Source organism: Sphingomonas segetis, from assembly GCF_009720245.1.
GTDB lineage: Bacteria > Pseudomonadota > Alphaproteobacteria > Sphingomonadales > Sphingomonadaceae > Sphingomicrobium > Sphingomicrobium segetis.
Window position 1 is genome coordinate 1 of sequence record NZ_WJSQ01000050.1, and the last position, 16,944, is coordinate 16,944.

General features: G+C 66.1%; 10 protein-coding genes. 5 read left to right on the forward strand and 5 right to left on the reverse strand.

Annotated elements, in window-relative coordinates:
* The 4 genes from GH737_RS15195 to fdxA form a co-directional block, all read left to right on the forward strand.
* Positions 1-253, forward strand: a 253-nt coding sequence (locus GH737_RS15195; RefSeq protein WP_196233022.1) for a hypothetical protein, incomplete at its 5' end; no start/stop codon positions are given.
* Positions 250-501 carry an RNA-binding S4 domain-containing protein gene (locus tag GH737_RS06805; protein ID WP_155264095.1) on the forward strand — a complete coding sequence of 84 codons (252 nt, stop codon included), beginning with the start codon at positions 250-252 and terminating at the stop codon, positions 499-501. The genes GH737_RS15195 and GH737_RS06805, both read left to right, overlap by 4 nt.
* A gap of 2 nt (positions 502-503) precedes the next feature.
* Positions 504-995: a redoxin domain-containing protein gene (locus GH737_RS06810; protein ID WP_230558673.1), complete on the forward strand. Its 492-nt coding sequence runs from the start codon at positions 504-506 to the stop codon at positions 993-995.
* Between the two features lie 26 nt (positions 996-1,021).
* Complete coding sequence (fdxA, locus tag GH737_RS06815) at positions 1,022-1,360, forward strand: ferredoxin FdxA (protein ID WP_155264097.1); 339 nt, start codon at positions 1,022-1,024, stop codon at positions 1,358-1,360.
* Between the two features lie 29 nt (positions 1,361-1,389).
* Here fdxA and GH737_RS06820 read toward each other — a convergent pair whose 3' ends face one another.
* From GH737_RS06820 to GH737_RS06840, 5 genes are all read right to left on the reverse strand, one after another.
* Positions 1,390-2,181 (reverse strand): MipA/OmpV family protein, encoded by a 792-nt coding sequence (locus tag GH737_RS06820; RefSeq protein ID WP_155264098.1) that lies wholly within the window; start codon positions 2,179-2,181, stop codon positions 1,390-1,392.
* An 84-nt stretch (positions 2,182-2,265) separates the two neighbouring features.
* The gene (gene cysN, locus GH737_RS06825; RefSeq protein ID WP_155264099.1) at positions 2,266-4,188 is read right to left on the reverse strand and encodes a sulfate adenylyltransferase subunit CysN; all 1,923 of its coding nucleotides are present in this window, start codon (positions 4,186-4,188) and stop codon (positions 2,266-2,268) included.
* Positions 4,189-5,091, reverse strand: a complete 903-nt coding sequence (cysD, locus tag GH737_RS06830; protein WP_155264102.1) for a sulfate adenylyltransferase subunit CysD — start codon at positions 5,089-5,091, stop codon at positions 4,189-4,191.
* 66 nt (positions 5,092-5,157) lie between these two features.
* Positions 5,158-7,491 (reverse strand): tetratricopeptide repeat-containing sulfotransferase family protein, encoded by a 2,334-nt coding sequence (locus GH737_RS06835; RefSeq protein WP_155264100.1) that lies wholly within the window; start codon positions 7,489-7,491, stop codon positions 5,158-5,160.
* A gap of 168 nt (positions 7,492-7,659) precedes the next feature.
* Entirely contained in the window at positions 7,660-16,431 is an 8,772-nt protein-coding gene (locus tag GH737_RS06840) for an autotransporter outer membrane beta-barrel domain-containing protein (RefSeq protein ID WP_155264101.1), read from the reverse strand.
* A 205-nt stretch (positions 16,432-16,636) separates the two neighbouring features.
* Here GH737_RS06840 and GH737_RS15200 point away from each other — a divergent pair, with 205 nt between their 5' ends.
* A complete protein-coding gene (locus GH737_RS15200; protein WP_196233024.1) occupies positions 16,637-16,843 on the forward strand; it encodes a hypothetical protein in 207 nt (68 codons plus the stop codon).
* Positions 16,844-16,944 lie beyond the last annotated feature (101 nt).

Here is a 16,944-nt window from a genome sequence, read left to right on the forward strand (position 1 = left end):
TGTCGACCTCGCCGACCGGCTCGCGAGCCACGCCCGCAAAGTGCGCTCGGCCGGCGGCGCAGACCCGGTGGATGCCGCGCTCGCCGTTTCCATCGGCCTGGACGCGGAAGCGGTCGACCGACTGATGAGCGATATCGGCTTTACCCGCGCAGGCGATGCCTGGCGCTGGCGCGGCCGCCGCCACCGCCCCGGAGGCGAACAGAAGCGCGCCAGCCATGCCTTCGCCGAGCTCGCCAAGCTGAAGAAGAAGTGAGGATCGACCGCTATCTCCACTGCATCCGGCTGGTGAAGAGCCGTACCATCGCCCAGGCGCTGATCGTGGAAGGGTACGTCCGAATCGACGGCAAGCGGGCCGAAAAGCCGAGCGACTCGGTGCGGGTCGGCAGCGTCATCGCGCTTCCGCTGCGCGACCGGGTGCGCGTGATCAAGGTGCTCTCCTTGCCGCAGCGCCGCGGCCCGGCGCCGGAAGCGCGCCTTTGCTATGAGGAGGTCGAACCCTGACCTTGAACCCCGCACCCGAATGGCAGGTCGCCGAATGGCTGAACACCGAAAAGCCGCTGTCGCTTGCCGACTGGCGCGGCCGAACCCTCGTCGCGCTCGCCTTCCAGATGCTGTGCCCCGGGTGCGTGTCGCAGGCGCTGCCGCAGCTTCAGCGCGTCCGCGATACCTTCCCGGAGGACCAGGTTGCCGTCGCCGCTATCCACACCGTGTTCGAGCATCACGAGGCGCAGGGCCGCACCGACGTGCTGCGCGCCTTTCTCCACGAGAACCGCATCCGCTACCCGGTCGCGGTCGATGAACCCGGACCCGACGGCATTCCTCTGACGTTCTGCACCTACGCAATGCAGGGGACGCCGACGCTGCTCCTGATCGACCCCGCGGGCCGTCTTCGGATGCAGAAGTTCGGCCACCTCGACGATCTTCGGCTGGGGGCGGTGATCGCCAGCGTGGTCGCAGAGGGGCGCCTCATTGACGAGCCGGACGCTGCGTCATAGCGAGGCCCGCAGAGGAGCGCGTACCAATGACCTACGTCGTCACCGACGCCTGCATCAAATGCAAATATATGGACTGCGTCGAGGTCTGCCCTGTCGACTGCTTCTACGAGGGCGAGGTGATGCTGGTCATCAACCCGAACGAATGCATCGACTGCGGCGTGTGCGAGCCCGAGTGCCCGGCCGAGGCGATCCTTCCCGACACCGAGAGCGGTCAGGAAAAGTGGCTCGAGCTCAACGCAAGCTTTTCTTCCGACTGGCCCAACATCACGCGCAAGAAGGAAAGCCCCGCCGACGCCGACGAACACAAGGGCGAAGAGGGCAAATACGACAAATATTTCACGCCGGATCCCGGCACTGGCGACTGAATCGTCGACACGCCTGGCGCGGTGTCAGCTCAGCGGCGAATCGTGAACGTATAATTCAGGCCGAGCCCGCCCGACAGCTGGTTGCGCGAGCCGAGCTCCCGAACGATCGGCGATTTCGCGGCATCCCCGACGAGGCGCTCGTAGCGAGCGAAGCCGAACATCCCCCACCGTGGAGTGAACTGGACGGACAGCCCGCTCGCCGCCGCCACGCCGTGGATTCCGCCACCGGGCCGATAGGCAGGTAGCTCGGAAGCCAGAGCGGCAGCCGGACTGACGCCGAAATAGGCGCGCTGGTAGCGGCCGTCCGAGAAGAGCACGCGCGGGCCGATCGACAGGACGTAGCGATCGCCGTCGCGCCAGACCTGATCGGCGCCGACTTCCCCGACTACTCCCTTGTGCCCGCCAATGCCCTTCAGAAGCTCGGCGCGCAGCTGAAGCGAGCGGGTCAAATGGTAGCTCGCGAAAGCGCCCGCTTCGATCGTCGTCGGGACTCTCCCCACCGGCGCATCGACATCGGAGTTCTGGCGGCCGCTGGCGAGGTTGGCGGCCGGTCCAAAGGAGAAGCCCCCGGCCGAAACCACCGGCAGCCCGAAGCTATAGTCAGGCGCTTCGAACGCGAACTCGTTCGTCCCGCGCGCAAAATCGAGGTCCCACAGCGGCGCCACTTCGGTGCCGTCCGCTCCGACGAACTCGGGCCTCATTTGTGCGCCAACGCCGACGCGAACGCGAAGGTCGTCGCTCTCTTGCGCGAAAGCCGCGCTCCAGGCCGGCAAGGACGCAGCCGCTCCAAGGCCAACCAATGCGATCAGACGGTGATTCATCCTGGCGGTAACCTCCGTTACCCGACTTGGTTGCACATCCGTATCGGTGGTCAATATCTCCGCGTCATGTCCGCCGCAAAACCCTCAGCGGCGGCCGAGCAGCTTCTCGGCGATCAGGTCGGCCGCATCATCCGCGCTCATCGCCGTAGTGTCGACGTGGATTTCGGCATTCTCCGGCGGCTCGTACGGGCTGTCGATACCGGTGAAATTCTTGAGCTCGCCCGCGCGGGCCTTGGCGTAAAGTCCTTTCACGTCCCGCTTCTCCGCTTCGGCCAGCGGCGTATCGACGAAAATCTCGAAGAACTCGCCTTCCGGGATCATCCGCCGCACCATGTGCCGTTCGGCGCGGAACGGCGAGATGAAGGCGGTGAGCACGATCAGCCCGGCGTCGGACATCAGCCGTGCGACCTCACCGACTCGCCGAATGTTCTCGATCCGGTCTGCCTCGGTGAAGCCGAGGTCCCGGTTGAGCCCGTGGCGGATATTGTCGCCGTCGAGCAGGAAGGTATGTCGTCCGCGCGCCGCCAGCTTCTTCTCGACGAGGTTGGCAATGGTCGATTTGCCCGCGCCCGACAGGCCGGTGAACCACAGTACCGCGGGCTTCTGGCCCTTTAGTGCCGCGTGCGTCTCGCGGCTGACGTCGAGATGCTGGCGATGGATGTTGAGCGAACGCCGCAACGCAAAGTGCAGCATCCCGCACCCGACGGTCGCATTGGTCAGTTTGTCGATCAGGATGAACCCGCCGAGCGCCTTGTTCGGACTGGTGCCCTCGACCGCATAGGGCTCGAACACGACCTCGCGGTCGGTCGAGATTTCGGCGACGCCGATGCTGTTGAGTCCCAGCGTCTTGGCCGCAAGATGCTCGAGCGTGTTGACGTTGATCTCGTATTTCGGTTCCTGGACCATCGCCGTGACCATCTGCGTGCCCAGCTTCAGCCAGTAGCCGCGGCCCGGCAGCAGCTCCTCGTCGGCCATCCACACGACCGTCGCTTCGAACTGGTCGGCCGCCTCGGGCGGGTCCCCGGCCGCCGCAATCACGTCGCCGCGCGAGCAGTCGATCTCGTCGGCCAGCGTGAGGGTCACCGACTGGCCCGCGACCGCTTCTTCAAGATCGCCGTCGAGCGTGACGATGCGGTCGATCCGCGTCGTCCGGCCCGACGGCAGGACGCGCACCTCCGCACCGGGCCCGATGCCACCCGAGGCGATTTCTCCGGAAAAGCCGCGAAAGTTCTGGTTCGGCCGGTTGACCCACTGCACCGGCATCCGGAACGGCTTCCGCGCATCGGCCGCGGCTTCGAGCGGCACAGCGTCGAGATGCTCGAGCAATGTTGGGCCGTCGTACCAGGCGGTCGCCTCGCTGCGGCTCATGATATTGTCGCCGTTGAGGCCGGACACCGGAATGGCGATCCACTCGTCGATCCCGACCTGCTCGGCGAAGCTGCGGTAGTCGGCGCAAATGCCGTCGAACGCCCCCTGGTCGTAATCGACCAGGTCCATCTTGTTCACGGCCAGCACGAAGCGCCGGATGCCGACCAGCTTCGCGAGATACGAATGCCGCCGGGTCTGAGTCAGCACTCCCTTGCGCGCATCGACCAGAAGCACCGCCAGGTCCGCGGTCGACGCGCCGGTCACCATGTTGCGCGTGTACTGCTCGTGCCCCGGCGTGTCGGCGACGATGAACTTGCGCCTGGCGCTGGTGAAGAAACGATAGGCGACGTCGATCGTGATGCCCTGCTCGCGCTCCGCCGACAGCCCGTCGACAAGCAAGGCGAAGTCGATCTTCGCGCCCTGCGTGCCGTGCCGCTTGCTATCGCTTTCCAGCGCGTCGAGCTGGTCATCGAAAATCTGTTTCGATTCGTAAAGAAGGCGCCCGATCAGCGTCGACTTGCCGTCGTCGACGCTTCCGCAGGTGATGAAGCGCAAGAGCTCCTTCGCCTCCTGCTGGGCCAGCCACGTCCGGACATCGTGCCGGATGAGTTCCTCTTCGGATTCAAGCGGGCGGGACATTTAGAAATATCCCTCCTGCTTCTTCTTCTCCATCGAAGCGCTGCCCGCGTCGCGGTCGATTGCACGGCCCTGCCGCTCCGATGTCTTGGTCAGCAGCATCTCGGCGACGATCTCCTCGACCGTTTCCGCTTCGCTCTCGACCGCGCCCGATAGCGGATAGCAGCCGAGCGTGCGGAAGCGGACCTTGCGCATGACCGGCGTCTCGCCGTTCAGCGGGAAGCGGTCGTCGTCGACCATCACCAGCAGCCCGTCGCGCTCGACCGTCGGCCGCTCCGCCGCGAAATAGAGCGGCACGATCTCGATGCTCTCGCGCATGATGTACTGCCACACGTCGAGCTCGGTCCAGTTCGACAAGGGGAAGACGCGCATGCTCTCGCCCTTGTTCTTGCGGACATTGTAGAGCGACCACAGCTCGGGCCGCTGGCGCTTCGGATCCCAGCGGTGGTTGCGGTCGCGGAAGCTGAAAATGCGCTCCTTGGCGCGGCTCTTCTCCTCGTCGCGCCGGGCGCCGCCGAACGCCGCGTCGAAGCCATATTTGTCGAGCGCCTGTTTGAGCCCTTGGGTCTTCCACATGTCGGTGTGGACGGGGCCGTGATCGAACGGGTTGATCCCCTGCTGCTCGGCCTCCGGGTTCCTGTAGACGAGCAGCTCGATCCCGGGTTCGGAGCCGACCTTGTCGCGAAGCGCGTACATGTCGCGAAACTTCCACGTGGTATCGACGTGGAGCAGCGGGAACGGAAGCGGGCTGGGGAAGAAGGCTTTTTTGGCAAGGTGCAGCATGACCGCCGAATCCTTGCCGATCGAGTAGAGCATCACCGGCTTGTCTGCCTCGGCGACGCTCTCTCGAAGGATATGGATGCTTTCGGCCTCGAGCCGGTCGAGATGCGTGAGTGCGCGCAAGATTGGGCTGGTCCCCGCTTCAGGTCTTGCGGCGCGCTCTAGCACGCGCACCGCGGGCCTGCGAACTGGTCAGGCGGTTTCTTTGACCTTGGCCTTGCCGCCCTTGGGCTTCGAAGCGGACTTCTCCGCTTTGGCTGCCTTCTCCGGCTTGCCACCGATCGCGTCGACCAGCGGCTGCAGGCCCGGACCGTACTTCTTCCACCGCTGGAGCGAAGTCTTGTAGATCGGCTTGCGAACCTGGGCGACGCTGGCGGTCTTCACCGGGCGGTCGGACTTGTGGAAGTCGACGCACTTGTCGTCCCATGGCAATCCGAGGAACTCGATCAGGCGCTTCGCTTCCTTCTCGGTGTCGGCGACCACGTCCTCATAAACGACCGTGGTCATGAAGCCTTCCGGAAGCACCTTCTCCCAATGCTCCATCAGCTCGCGATACTTGCCGTAATAGCGGCCGAGCTCGCCGAGGTCGTAGCTGTGCGGCATGTCGTCCTTGAACAGTTTGGTGAAGCCGGACAGGCACGTGTCGACCGGATCGCGCCGCGTGTGGATGACCTTCGCATTCGGGAACAACAGGTTGATGAGCCCGAGGAAGAAATAGTTGGTCAGCAGCTTGTCGGTGATCTTCTTCGCATCGCCGGCACCGTTCGCAAGCGCCTGCTGATAGTTTTTCGCAGTGATGTCGAGCTGCGCCGGCGTAATCTTCCCCATCATTTCCGGATATTTCGGAAGCGACGGGAAGCGGTCGCGAAGCTGGCCAAGCGCACGCGCGAGATATTTGACCTCACCCGCGCCATAGACATCCGGGTGGCTCGACAGGATCTGCTCGACCAGCGTCGAGCCGGAACGCGGCATCCCGACGATGAAGACCGGGCGGTCGTCGCCGAGGCCCGCGAACTTGCGGTTCTCGAAGGCCTCCTTGGGGAAAGCGGCCATGATGGAATCGAAGAAGCCGTGCGTCTCGCCTTCCTTGTAGTCGAGCTGCGCCCGCTTCATGCGGCCGCCGATGACATAGTGCTCGAGCGCCTTTTCGTGCTGCTTACGGTCGTCGAGCGCCTTGGCATACGCGAAGTGCAGCGCGAGATACGGGTCCGCCTGGGGGTTCTTCACCGATTCGAAGATCGCTTCCATGCGGTTGAACAACTCTTCGCCCACGCCCTCGGAGAAATCGACGAGGTCGTTGAGGTTGGCGTAAGCGCCGTACATCGAATCGTTGAGCTTGAGCGCCTTGAGGATGTACTCGCGCGCCTCGTCGAGCCGGCCCACGGACTTGAGCGCGACGCCGTAGAAGTTGAGCGCCTCGGGATTCTCCGGCGCCTTTTTGAGCGCGCGGTCGAGCACGTCGAGCGCTTCGTCGTAGCGATCCGTCTCGTGAAGCACCTGGCCCAGCAGGGTCAGCGCCTCTGCATTCTCGGACTCCTGTTTCAGCGCGAGCCGCGTGGCCTGCTCGGCCGCCTGAAGGTTGTTGCGGCGCAGCTGGACCTTCGCCGTGAGCAGCAGCGTCTGGACGTTGGTCGGCGCAAACTTGAGGGCTTCGCCGAGAATCCGCAGCGCTTCGACTTCGTTCTTCTGTCCGACCAGCAGCTGCGCAAGATTGTTGTGCGCTTCGACGTAGCGGGGGTTCTGCTGGATGGCCTTGCGCAGCGCATGCTCCGCTTCTTCGAGCTTGCGATCCTGCTGAAGCAGCGTGCCAAGGTTGTTGTACACCTCAGGATAGACCACGCGCTGGGTCAGCGCCTCCTGGTAGGCGTGCAGCGCGCCGTCGATGTCGCCGGTCATGCGCGACGCATTGCCGAGGTTGTTCAGCGCTTCGGGCATGTTCGGGTTGATCGCCAGCGCGCGCTGGTAGTAGTCGACCGCCTTGGCGAAATGACGCCGCTCATATTCGATGATGCCGAGGTTGTTCAGTGCCTGGGCATTGTTGGGATCGAGCTCGATCGCCGCCTGGAGCGCGTCGGACGCTTCGTCGAGCCTGCCCGCCTGGCGGAGGATCTCGCCGAGGTTGGCGTGATAGCTCGGGGCCTGGGCATTGATCTTGATCGCGCGCCTGAGCTCGGCGACCGCTTCCTTGGAATTCCCCAGCGCGGCAAGAGTGACGCCGAGGATGTTGTGCGCGTCGGGATTGCCGGGGCGGGCAGAAATGATCTGGCGGCAGACCCGCTCGGCCTGGGCGTATTGCCGACGCGAATAGAGCTGTCCCGCCATTTCGATTGCCTTGGCGGGCGTGACGTTGACCCGGCCGTGCTGCGCCTTGGCGATCGTTTCGTCGATCGTGCTGGGCCCGCGTGCTCGCTGCTGTTGGGGGCTGGCGGCGGCGCCCTGCGCTCGCGCCGGGCGATTCGCTGCGGCGGCAGGCGCAGCCTTGTTCGTTGCGGCCTTCGCCGCGCTGCTCGTCTTGCTGGTGCTCATGGCGGTTCTTTTACCCGTAAGTTCCGGTAGTTAAAGGTCTTCGTCCGCAAAAATCTTCGGCGCGCCCGAAAACGGAAAGAAGAGGGAATCGCTTCCCTCTTCTCCCGTACTTGAACTTTGTCGCTTCGTGGAGGGGTGGGACCGAAATGGCCCCACCCGACCCGTTGCTTACTGCCCGCGCTCGCCGCGCTCGACCGGCGCCGGAGGCGGCGGCGGAGGCGGAGGCGGCGGAGCCGGCTGCTCGACCACCGGAGGCGGCGGCGGTGGCGGCGGCGGCGGAGGCGGAGGCGGAGGCGGCGGAGCCGCGTGACCGCCCAGCGGAACCACGATCTTGAAGTTGCCGCTGTGGCTCGTGATGTCGCCGTTGAACTCGCCCTCGTAGCCGATCCTCAGGTCGACCGGTCCGATCTTCCCGCCGACGCTGACACCCGCAAGGAACGTGCCCCGCTTGTTCGCCGCCGAGATGATGTCGAACGCGCAGGTGTCGATCTGACACTGGAACGCCTCGCTGATGTTCGCCCGGCGATCGCCGAACCGATAGCGGTAGCCGAGGTTCACTTCCGGAACCACGCCGCCCATCTGCGTCGCCCACTTGACGCCGCCGGTGAGGAAAGTGTGGCTGTCGCTGTTGCTGTCGAGGTGCAGTTCGGCGCCGCTCGTTCCCTGCTCGATGAACCCGTCCATCTTGGCGTGGACGTAATCCAGGTTGAGGTACGGAGTGACCACCGAGCTCGCGCTCATCGGGAACCGTGCCCCGCCGTGCAGGCCCAACGTGTACATCTTGACGTCCGGGTCGCCGTGGACGGTCGCCGCGAACGTCGCCCCCGGGGCGAGCCCCGCGAAGTCGATGTGACGCGTCGAGTCGCCGTTGAGATTGGCGTAGGTCGCCATTCCCTTCACGAAGAACGCACCCGGGTCGTAGACACCGTAGGCACCCACGGTCCAGCCGTCGCCCTTGATCGAGTCGCCGAACTGGTGGTCGCGGAAGCGGTTGGTGAGATAGCCCGCATCGAGACCGAGGATCGCCGCATTGCCGACGTTGGCGTCGAGACCGATGAGACCGGTGAACCGCTTCGAGCGCGAGTCGCCCGCCTCGATGTCGCCGTCCGCCTTCCGCGTCTGGTAGTCGACCTGACCCCAGATGTGGATCGGCGAGGATGCACGGCACTCGAGCACCGAGCCGGCAAGCGCCGGGATCTCGCAGTTCGTCGCATGGTCGACCAGATCGTTTTGGTGAACGCCGAGCGAAGCGAACGAGTTGAGGTAGTTCGCGTAGCTCGAACCCGACAGCATGTTCAGCGCCGTGTTGTAGTTCACCGCGTTGTCGAACAGGAACAGGTCGGCGAACATCTCCGCGACCCCGCCCGTCAGGCTCAGGTCGTAGATGCACTCGAGACCCTCGCCCACCTGCTCGCCGTTCTGGTTGAGGCCAGGGACCTCGTTGAACGCCGTGCGGACCACACCGATGTCGACGTTGGCCGCATTGTCGTAAATGCAGTCCGCGTCGAGCAGCAGCGAGCCCGTAGGCACCCCATTGATCGTGCAGGTGTCGAACGTTCCGTTGCGGGTCACCGCGTCGATCACGTTCTGGTAGGTCGTGGTCTCCCACAGCCCGTTGGCCGGAGCCTCGATGTTGGCGACGATCGTGCCGTCGAGGTTGGCCGTGTCGACGAACACCTGCGGATAGGTGCCGATTTCCTCGTCACCACCCGTCGGGGCCGGCAGATCGAACTCGATCGTGCCGTCCGCGCCCATGTTGAGCGTGTTCATGAACACGTAGGACGGACCGTCCGTGTCGTCGATCACCAGGTGCAGGTTGCCGCCGCTGTTGATGTTCAGCGTGCCAACACCGCAGGCGTTCTGATCCGGATCGTCGAGCACCAGGTCGCCCGGGCCGCCCGCAGGCATGCAGACCGAGTTGACGACGCCGTTGAACACCGTCTCACCGTCCTGGACGTTGACCACGTCGGCGTCGCTCTGCAGCTCGATGTTGCCGTAGATGTTCGCAGGACCATCCGCGCCGCCGAGCAGATTGATGACCGCCCGGTTCGGTGCCTCCGTCACATCGATCGCAGTGCCGCGGTGGAAGGTCGTTCCGCCGTCCATCGAGATCCGGGCGATGATGTCACCCGAATTGTTGATGGTGACCACGTCCGTCGCCGCCGGCGTAACGTCGCCGTTGCTCGCCACCCGGATGCCGTAGGCTGTGGCTGCGCCGCCGCCTGCGGTGATCGCGTCGACATTGATCGACCCCGAGTTGGTGATCGTCATGTTGTTGACGCCGCCAGTGACCGCGATGCCCGTCGCCAGCGCGCTGCTTCCCGGAGTGGTCGTCGCCGTGTCGCCGGTGCCGACCGTGACCGCACCGCCGCTGGCGGAGGCAACCACGTTCAGCGTGCCGCTGTTGACGATCGAGCCTTCGAGCGGCTGCGCGTTGGTGTTCACGACCGGCGGGGCCCCGCTCACGGTCGTCGTTGCGGCGTTGTTGACCGAGATGCCGACCGCGTGAGCGATCGCCGTCTGCGGCGCAACTGCCGTCGCGCTGACGTTCATGGTGCCGGAGTTGAGGATCGTCGCATAAGCGGTGCCGCCGCCGAACGCCGAACCGTAGTAGCCGATCGCCGTCGCGGTAGCCGCGCCCGACGTGCCGGCCGCACTGGCCGCCGCGTTGACGTTGACCGTGCCGCTATTGGTGAACGCCATCCGCTGTGCACCGACGGACTGCCAGGCACCGACAGCGCTCGCCGCGGCGTTCGCCGAGGTGCCGGTCGCCGTCGCATGAGCGCCGACGTTCAGCGTGCCGCTGTTGGTGATCGTGGCATAGCCCTCTGACGCCATCGCGTTCTGGCCGAGGCCGAGCGCATTGGCCGAAGCCGCGGCCAGGCCCGTCGCATAGGCATTGGCGTTGGCCGTGGCCGTCACGGTGCCGTTGTTGAGGATGTTCAGGTTGGCGCTCGTTGCGGTGGCCGACTGGGCCGCACCGACCGCGCTCGCGTTTGCGAACGCTGCCGAGCCCGACGCATTGGCGCTTGCCGAAGCGACGATCGTGCCGCTGTTGTAGGCACTTACGTTGGCAACGCTGCCGGCCGCGACCTGCAGCGCGCCCGTCGCGAAGGCGAGTGCGCTGGCGTTGGTCGCCGCATTGGCGGTCGCCGCAGCCGTCACGTTGACCGTCCCGCTGTTGGTGATGGTCTCATTGACCGCACCGACGTTGGTGGTGGTGACCTCGGTCGGCCCCCAGATCAGCGTCAGGAACGGATGGCCGTTCGAGGCGGTCGCGTAGCCGAGTTCCGCCGTGGCGACACTCTGCACTGCGACTGCATTGCCGCTCTGGACGATGCCCTGGGCGCCCGCCGCGGCGAAAGCCGAGGTAGCGCCGCCCGACGCGACCGCCGTGGCCGCGACGTTGATCGCGCCGCTGTTGGTCGCCGAGAGGTTGACCTCCTCGCCACGCCCGCTCTGGTCGACGCCGACGGCGTGAGCCGAGGCGAAGGCCGGAGTCGTCGTGGTCGCGCCAATCGCGGGTCCGCCCTGCGCATTGATCGCGCTCGCGAACGCACCGACGTTGATCGAGCCGCTGTTGGTCATCGTCACGTTGGCGACGCCGACCGGAACGTTGTTGGTCGTGAGCGTCACCGCAGTCACGTTCAGATCGCCGCGAACCTCCGTGTCGTAGTCGGCATTGAGGTGCAGCAGGGCCGTTCCGTGGTTGATCTGCGTGTAGCTGCCTTCGACAGCGCTCGCGCTCTGGACCACGCCGGCCGCGTGAGCAGTCGCCGATCCGCCGTTCTGGCCGGAGGCGATCGCCGTCGCATAGGCCGCGATCGAGCCGCTGTTGTCGACGTTCGCGGTCGCGGAGCTGCCCGCAGCGAACTGGCTCACCGCAGTGGCCCCGGCATAAGCCAGCGCCCCAGGCTCACCGATAGCGCTGGCGCTTGCCGTCACCAGGATCGACCCGGTGTTGGTCAGCGTCGCGAGTGCCGGCCCGCTCGGCGAGTTCGGATCCGTCGCACCGTTGATCGTCTGCGTGAATACGACGCCAGCTAGCGTGTCGGAAGCGTAGGCGTTGGCCGTGAACCCTTCCGTGTACGCGATCACCGAAGTCGTGTCCGGGACGGTTCCTGCGACGGCCGCCTGCTGGACACCCACGGCGTTGGCGCTGGCCAGCGCGTAGGAACCGCGGTGCGCCGCGTTTCCGACCTCCACATCGGCAGACGCTGCGACCGTGATCGCCGCGCTGTTGTAGACGCTCGCCGTAGCGCCGGCGCCGCCGGCAGCGAGCTGGTCGATGCCCGAAGCAAAGGCCAGGGCCGTGCCGTCGCCGCCGCCAAGCGCGGTCGCTGCCGCGTTGACGCTCAGCGGTCCGGTGTTGACGAACGAGGCCGTGCCGTAACCCGCCGTCCCGCCGATTGCCTCCTGGTAGATGCCGTTGGCGAAGGCGTTCGCATAGACATCGCCGCCGCCAAGCGCATTAGCCGCCGCCGCGATGGTGATCGTGCCGGTGTTGTCGAACGAAGCCGAAGCGTCGCCCTCCGAACCGGTCGCGTGCGCGGACTGGGAGATGGCGGCAGCGAAGTTGCCGACGCCGGCAACCGCAGTCGCATCCTCATCGCCCGACGCATTCGCATTGGCGGTCAGGTTGATCGTGCCGTTGTTGGTGATCGCCACGTTCGCCGAGCTGTAGGCGGCGGCGAACTGGTACACCGGGTCGCTGATGATCGCGGACGCGCGAGCCTCTCCGTCCCGGCCGGCGAACGCGGTCGCGTTTGCGCTCACGGAGATCATCCCGTCGTTGGCGATGCTCGCCGTCGCCGCCCCACCTTCCGCGCTGGCGTGCGCGTTCTGGCCGATGCCCGTGCCGATGAACGCGAAGGCCGAAGCGCCGGTCAGGCCGGAAGCGTTCGCATTCGCGCCGACGGCGATCGTGCCGTAAGCCGCGTTGCTGATCGATGCGACGCCATTGTCCACGCCGAAAGCGTTCTGCCAGACGCCAGTCCGGACTTTAGCCCAGGCATAAGCCTCGCTGCTGGTCGCGGTCGCTGCCGCGTCGGCCGTGATCGCGATGCTGCCGGTGTTGTTCAACACCGCCGAAGCCGTGCCGGCCGTGCCGTCCGCATCGGCGCTCTGGTAGATGCCCTGGCCCTGGATCGACGCAATCGCTCGAGCCGATGCGCCGGACGCATCGGCCGAAACGCCGACCGCAATCGTGCCGTCGTTCGTCAGGCTGGCTGCCGCGTGACCCGCGCCATCCGTCGCCGAAGCGTCCGCCGTCTGGCTGATGCCGGTGCCGATACGGGCGTCGGCGTTGGCGTAATCGGTCGCAGTCGCGTTGGCGTTCGCAACGACGCTCATCGTTGCATAAGCGCCGTTCGCGATCATCGCCGTCGCATAGGCGGCCGATGCCGCGAACGCGCTCGCTTCCTGGTCGATTCCCTGGCCAATGCTGGCGACCGCATTCGCGTCGCCACCGCTCGCCGCGGCGTTCGCCATGATGTCGATGGCGCCGCTGTTGTCGAGCGTCGCCGCAGCAGTGGCCGCACCTGCGAACGTGTCTTCAGTGGTGAAGCCTTCGTCGGTCGGCGTGATGGTCCGCGTCACCAGGGCATAGCCCGAAGCCGAGGCCATCTGTTCGATGCCGCTGTCGACCCGCGCACGGGCGTCAGCGTCGCCGGCCATCGGATCGCCATGGATCGTCGTGCCGGTCGCGTTCGCGTTGGCGCTGGCGCCGATGGTGATCAGGCCTTCGTTCGTCAGTGCGACGTTGGCGACGGCCGTGCCGTCGTCGGCGCGGGCAGTCGCATTCTGGTCGATGCCGGTGCCGACGTCCGCGCTTGCGTCAGCGTTGGTCGAGCCGTTCGCGTTTGCGACCGCGCCGACCGTGATCGTGCCGTAGGCCGCGTTGGAGATCGACGCCGCCGCATTGGCTCCCGTTCCGCCGGTCGCATAGACATTCTGGAACAGGCCGCGGTCGAGGTCGGCATTGGCGACCGCATCCGCACCCGTCGCGATGGCGCCGGCGCCGATGTTGATCGTGCCGCTGTTGGCCAGCGACGCCGAAGCGTTCGCAGTGCCGGTGTAGGCGTAGGTGATGACGGTGTCGTAGGCGTTGACGTCGGTGGTCGGAACGCCTTCCGTCGTGCCGCGCGCGAATGCCGACTGGGCGACGCCGGTGCCGACATGGGCAGTGGCGATCGCAGCCGGGAACCGCTCACCCGTGCTCGAGAAATCGCCGGTCGATACGACCGTGACCTTCGGCGCAACCGCGGTCGCCAGCGCGACGACGCTGAGCGCCCCCGCATTGGTCAGCGAAACGCCGGCGGTCGCGTAGTCGGTCGCGTTGGCGACCGCCACCTGCTTAACGCCCGAGTTGACGGAGGCGTAAGCCGCGGCGCCGGTCAGGCCGCTGGCATAAGCCGTGGCGTGAACGTCGACGGCCGCCTGCGAAAGGACGACCGAGGCCGATCCACCGTCCGCGACGGCGAGCTGGTCGACGCCCTGGCCGACGGTCGCATAAGCCCGCGCGACGCCAGTGTCGGCGACCGCATTGGCGAGCGCGCCGATGTCGAGCGAGCCGGTGCCGGTGAGGCTGACGTTCGCATTGCCGTCCGAGGCAATCGCATGCTGGACGATGCCGTCGCCGACACCGGCCCCTGCGGTCGCCAATGCGCCGAGGTCTTCGCCGACCGTCCCGGTCTCATGCGCGAAGGCACTGGCGTTGACCGCGATGGTGCCGTTGTTGGTCAGCGAAACCGTCGCGTCCGGTCCGGCCGACAGTACGAACGGAACGGCGAACGGGCCGCCTTCGGTCACATAACCGAACTGGCCGGCGACCTGCGCAACGCCGGTGTCGATCCGCGCATTGGCGGCGGCGTCGCCCGTCGCGTGGGCGACTGCGCCGATGCTGATCGCGCCATCGTTGGAGATCGTGGCGAGCGAATCGCCGGCTTGCGCCACGGCGGTCTGGGCAATGCCCACGCCGACATCGGCGGATGCGCGCGCATCGGGGCCGAGAGCGACGGCGCTCGCGCCGATCGCGATCGTGCCGTAGGCGCTGTTGGTCAGCGAGGCCGTAGCATTACCGCCGACCAGTGTGGCGTAGACGCCGGTCTCCAGCGTGGTCGCGCCGTTGGTCGCGAGCTGGTGGATGCCGACGCCGACGTGCGCCGAAGCGACGGCCGTGCTGTATCCGGTCGCATTGGCGGTCGCATTGATGTTGATCGCGCCGGTGTTGCCGAGCGACACGGAAGCGTCGCCGGCGAGCGCGGCAGTGGCGTAGCCGGTTACAGCACCCTCTGTAGCGACGCCAGTCACGACCGGGTTTGCGTGCGCAACCTGGTTGATGCCGAGGTCGACCGATGCCGCAGCGCCTGGAACTTCGATAAATCCAAAGAAGCCCGTGCTGGCGACGGCCACGTCGCCGTCTGCATTGGCAACCGCCGTGATGTTGAGCGTTCCGCCGTTAGCGATGTTCGCGCTAGCATCGCCGCCCGACGCGCTCGCGTTCTGGTTGATGCCCGTGCCGATCCCGGCCGAGGCGAGCGCGAGGCCCGTGTTGTACGCGTTCCCGGCATTCGCCGACGCGGTTGCGTGGATGTTGAGCGTGCCGTTGTTGGTAATGTTTGCCGACGCATCGCCGGCCACGATCACGGTGTTCGCTCCGACCACCGATGCGTACGTACCGGCATTTACCTCCTGGGAGATGCCGACGTTGACATGCGCGGACGCGCCCTGGAGCGCGGTCGCCGTGAAGATGAAGCCGGTCTGGTCGCCGGCCTGCGTGCCGGTCGCTCGCGCGAGCGCCCCGATATCGATCGTGCCGCCCGCGGCGTTGTTGACGCTGGCGGTCGCGGTCAGGCCGTTCGCATTTTGCGAAATTCCGTAGGAGACACTTGCGTCGGCGAAGGCCGTGCCGTCCGACGCATTGGCGAGTGCCGTCGCGTGGATGTTGAGCGTTCCGCTGTTGTCGACAGACGCCGTCGCCGGGCCTTCCGGAGAATTCGCGTTCTGTTGGATGCCGTCAACGTCTGCATTCGCGCTCGCGAACGAGGTTCCCTGGGCGCTCGCGGCCGCAGTGATGCCCATGGTTGCGGTGTTGGTCACCTGGGCGGTTGCCGCCCCGTGCGAAGCGAAGGCGCCCTGCAAAATCGCCGATTCGATGTGCGCATTCGCCGTCGCGTAGCCAGCAGTCGCGTTGGCTGTCGCCAGCGCAGCGATTTGCATCGCGCCAGTGTTGTAGACTCCGGCGACCGCATCGCCCGTGCCGAGTTGATTGGCATTCTGCCAGATGCCGAGGCCGGGGCCGGAAAACGCCGCATTGGCAACGGCGCCCGTCGCGCCATTCGCAACCGCCTGCGCGTCGATTGTGAGGGTGTCCGAGTTCACCACCAGCGCCGAAGCATCGCCAACGCTCGTCGAAGTGGCGCGTTGCTCGCCGATTCCCCAGTTCACATTGGCGTTGGCGATGGCTCCGCCGGTCGTCGCACTCGCATAGGCGAACGCGTCGATTTCGAGCGTGCCGTCATTCGAGATGAGTGCCAGCGCATCGGTCACCGCATCCACTGCCTGGAAAATGCCCGTCCGCAGATTGGCGTTCGCCGTCGCGGCCGCGGCGCCCGTTGCTGTCGCATGCGCCTCGATCTCGGCATCACCGTGATTGAGGATGGAGCCGGTCGCGTAGCCGGTGGTTCCGTTGACGGCCTGCGCAATGTTGTCGATGCCAAAACCAGACTGATTCGACGTCACTGACCCCGTACCGCTGTTCTCGACGCCAAATTCGCAAGTGTCGGCAATGGCGCAGATCACCAACGTGTCATGCACCGACGGCCCGGTTACATTGTGAACAATCCCGGGATGCGTTGCCGCGGCTGCCGGCGCAGCTACGCCAAGCGTTGCGAGCGAGGCGCCCGTGAGAAGAGCGATACGCCGTTGCGTCGTCGTCATGTGATGTATTCCCCTGTTTAGCCGCGGCCGCGGACTCGTTTACGCTTTGGACCCCCTCTCCCTGGAAGGCTGCACGTTCGACACGCGTGCAGCTTCGCCCCCGGGCGAGACAATCCTCTGACTTTGACTTATCGCCGATGCTGCGGAAAAGCAAAGCGGAAAAGTTGATCCGAATTGCTTATCGGCGTGCTTTGTCCGACCCCTTGTGGCCCTGATGCAACAGCTTGAATCCCTCGCGCGCGCGCGAACGCGCGTATTTTCAGGTGAAGCGCCGCGGTTCCGGTTCATGATCGAGTTCAGTTCGCAGCAAGGTTGCCGCGCCGACATGGCGGCAGTCGACGGCGCCCGGGCGAATCGCTACGGGTGCGCGCGCAATTCCATTTGCCCGGAAATCAGGGGAGAATATCAGTGACCAAAGCCTTTTTCATGCTCGGTGCCGCGATCGGTCTCGCTGCCGCATCGCCGGCACTGGCAACCGCCGCCGTCGCCGCGCCCGCGCAGCCGAAGGCCGCG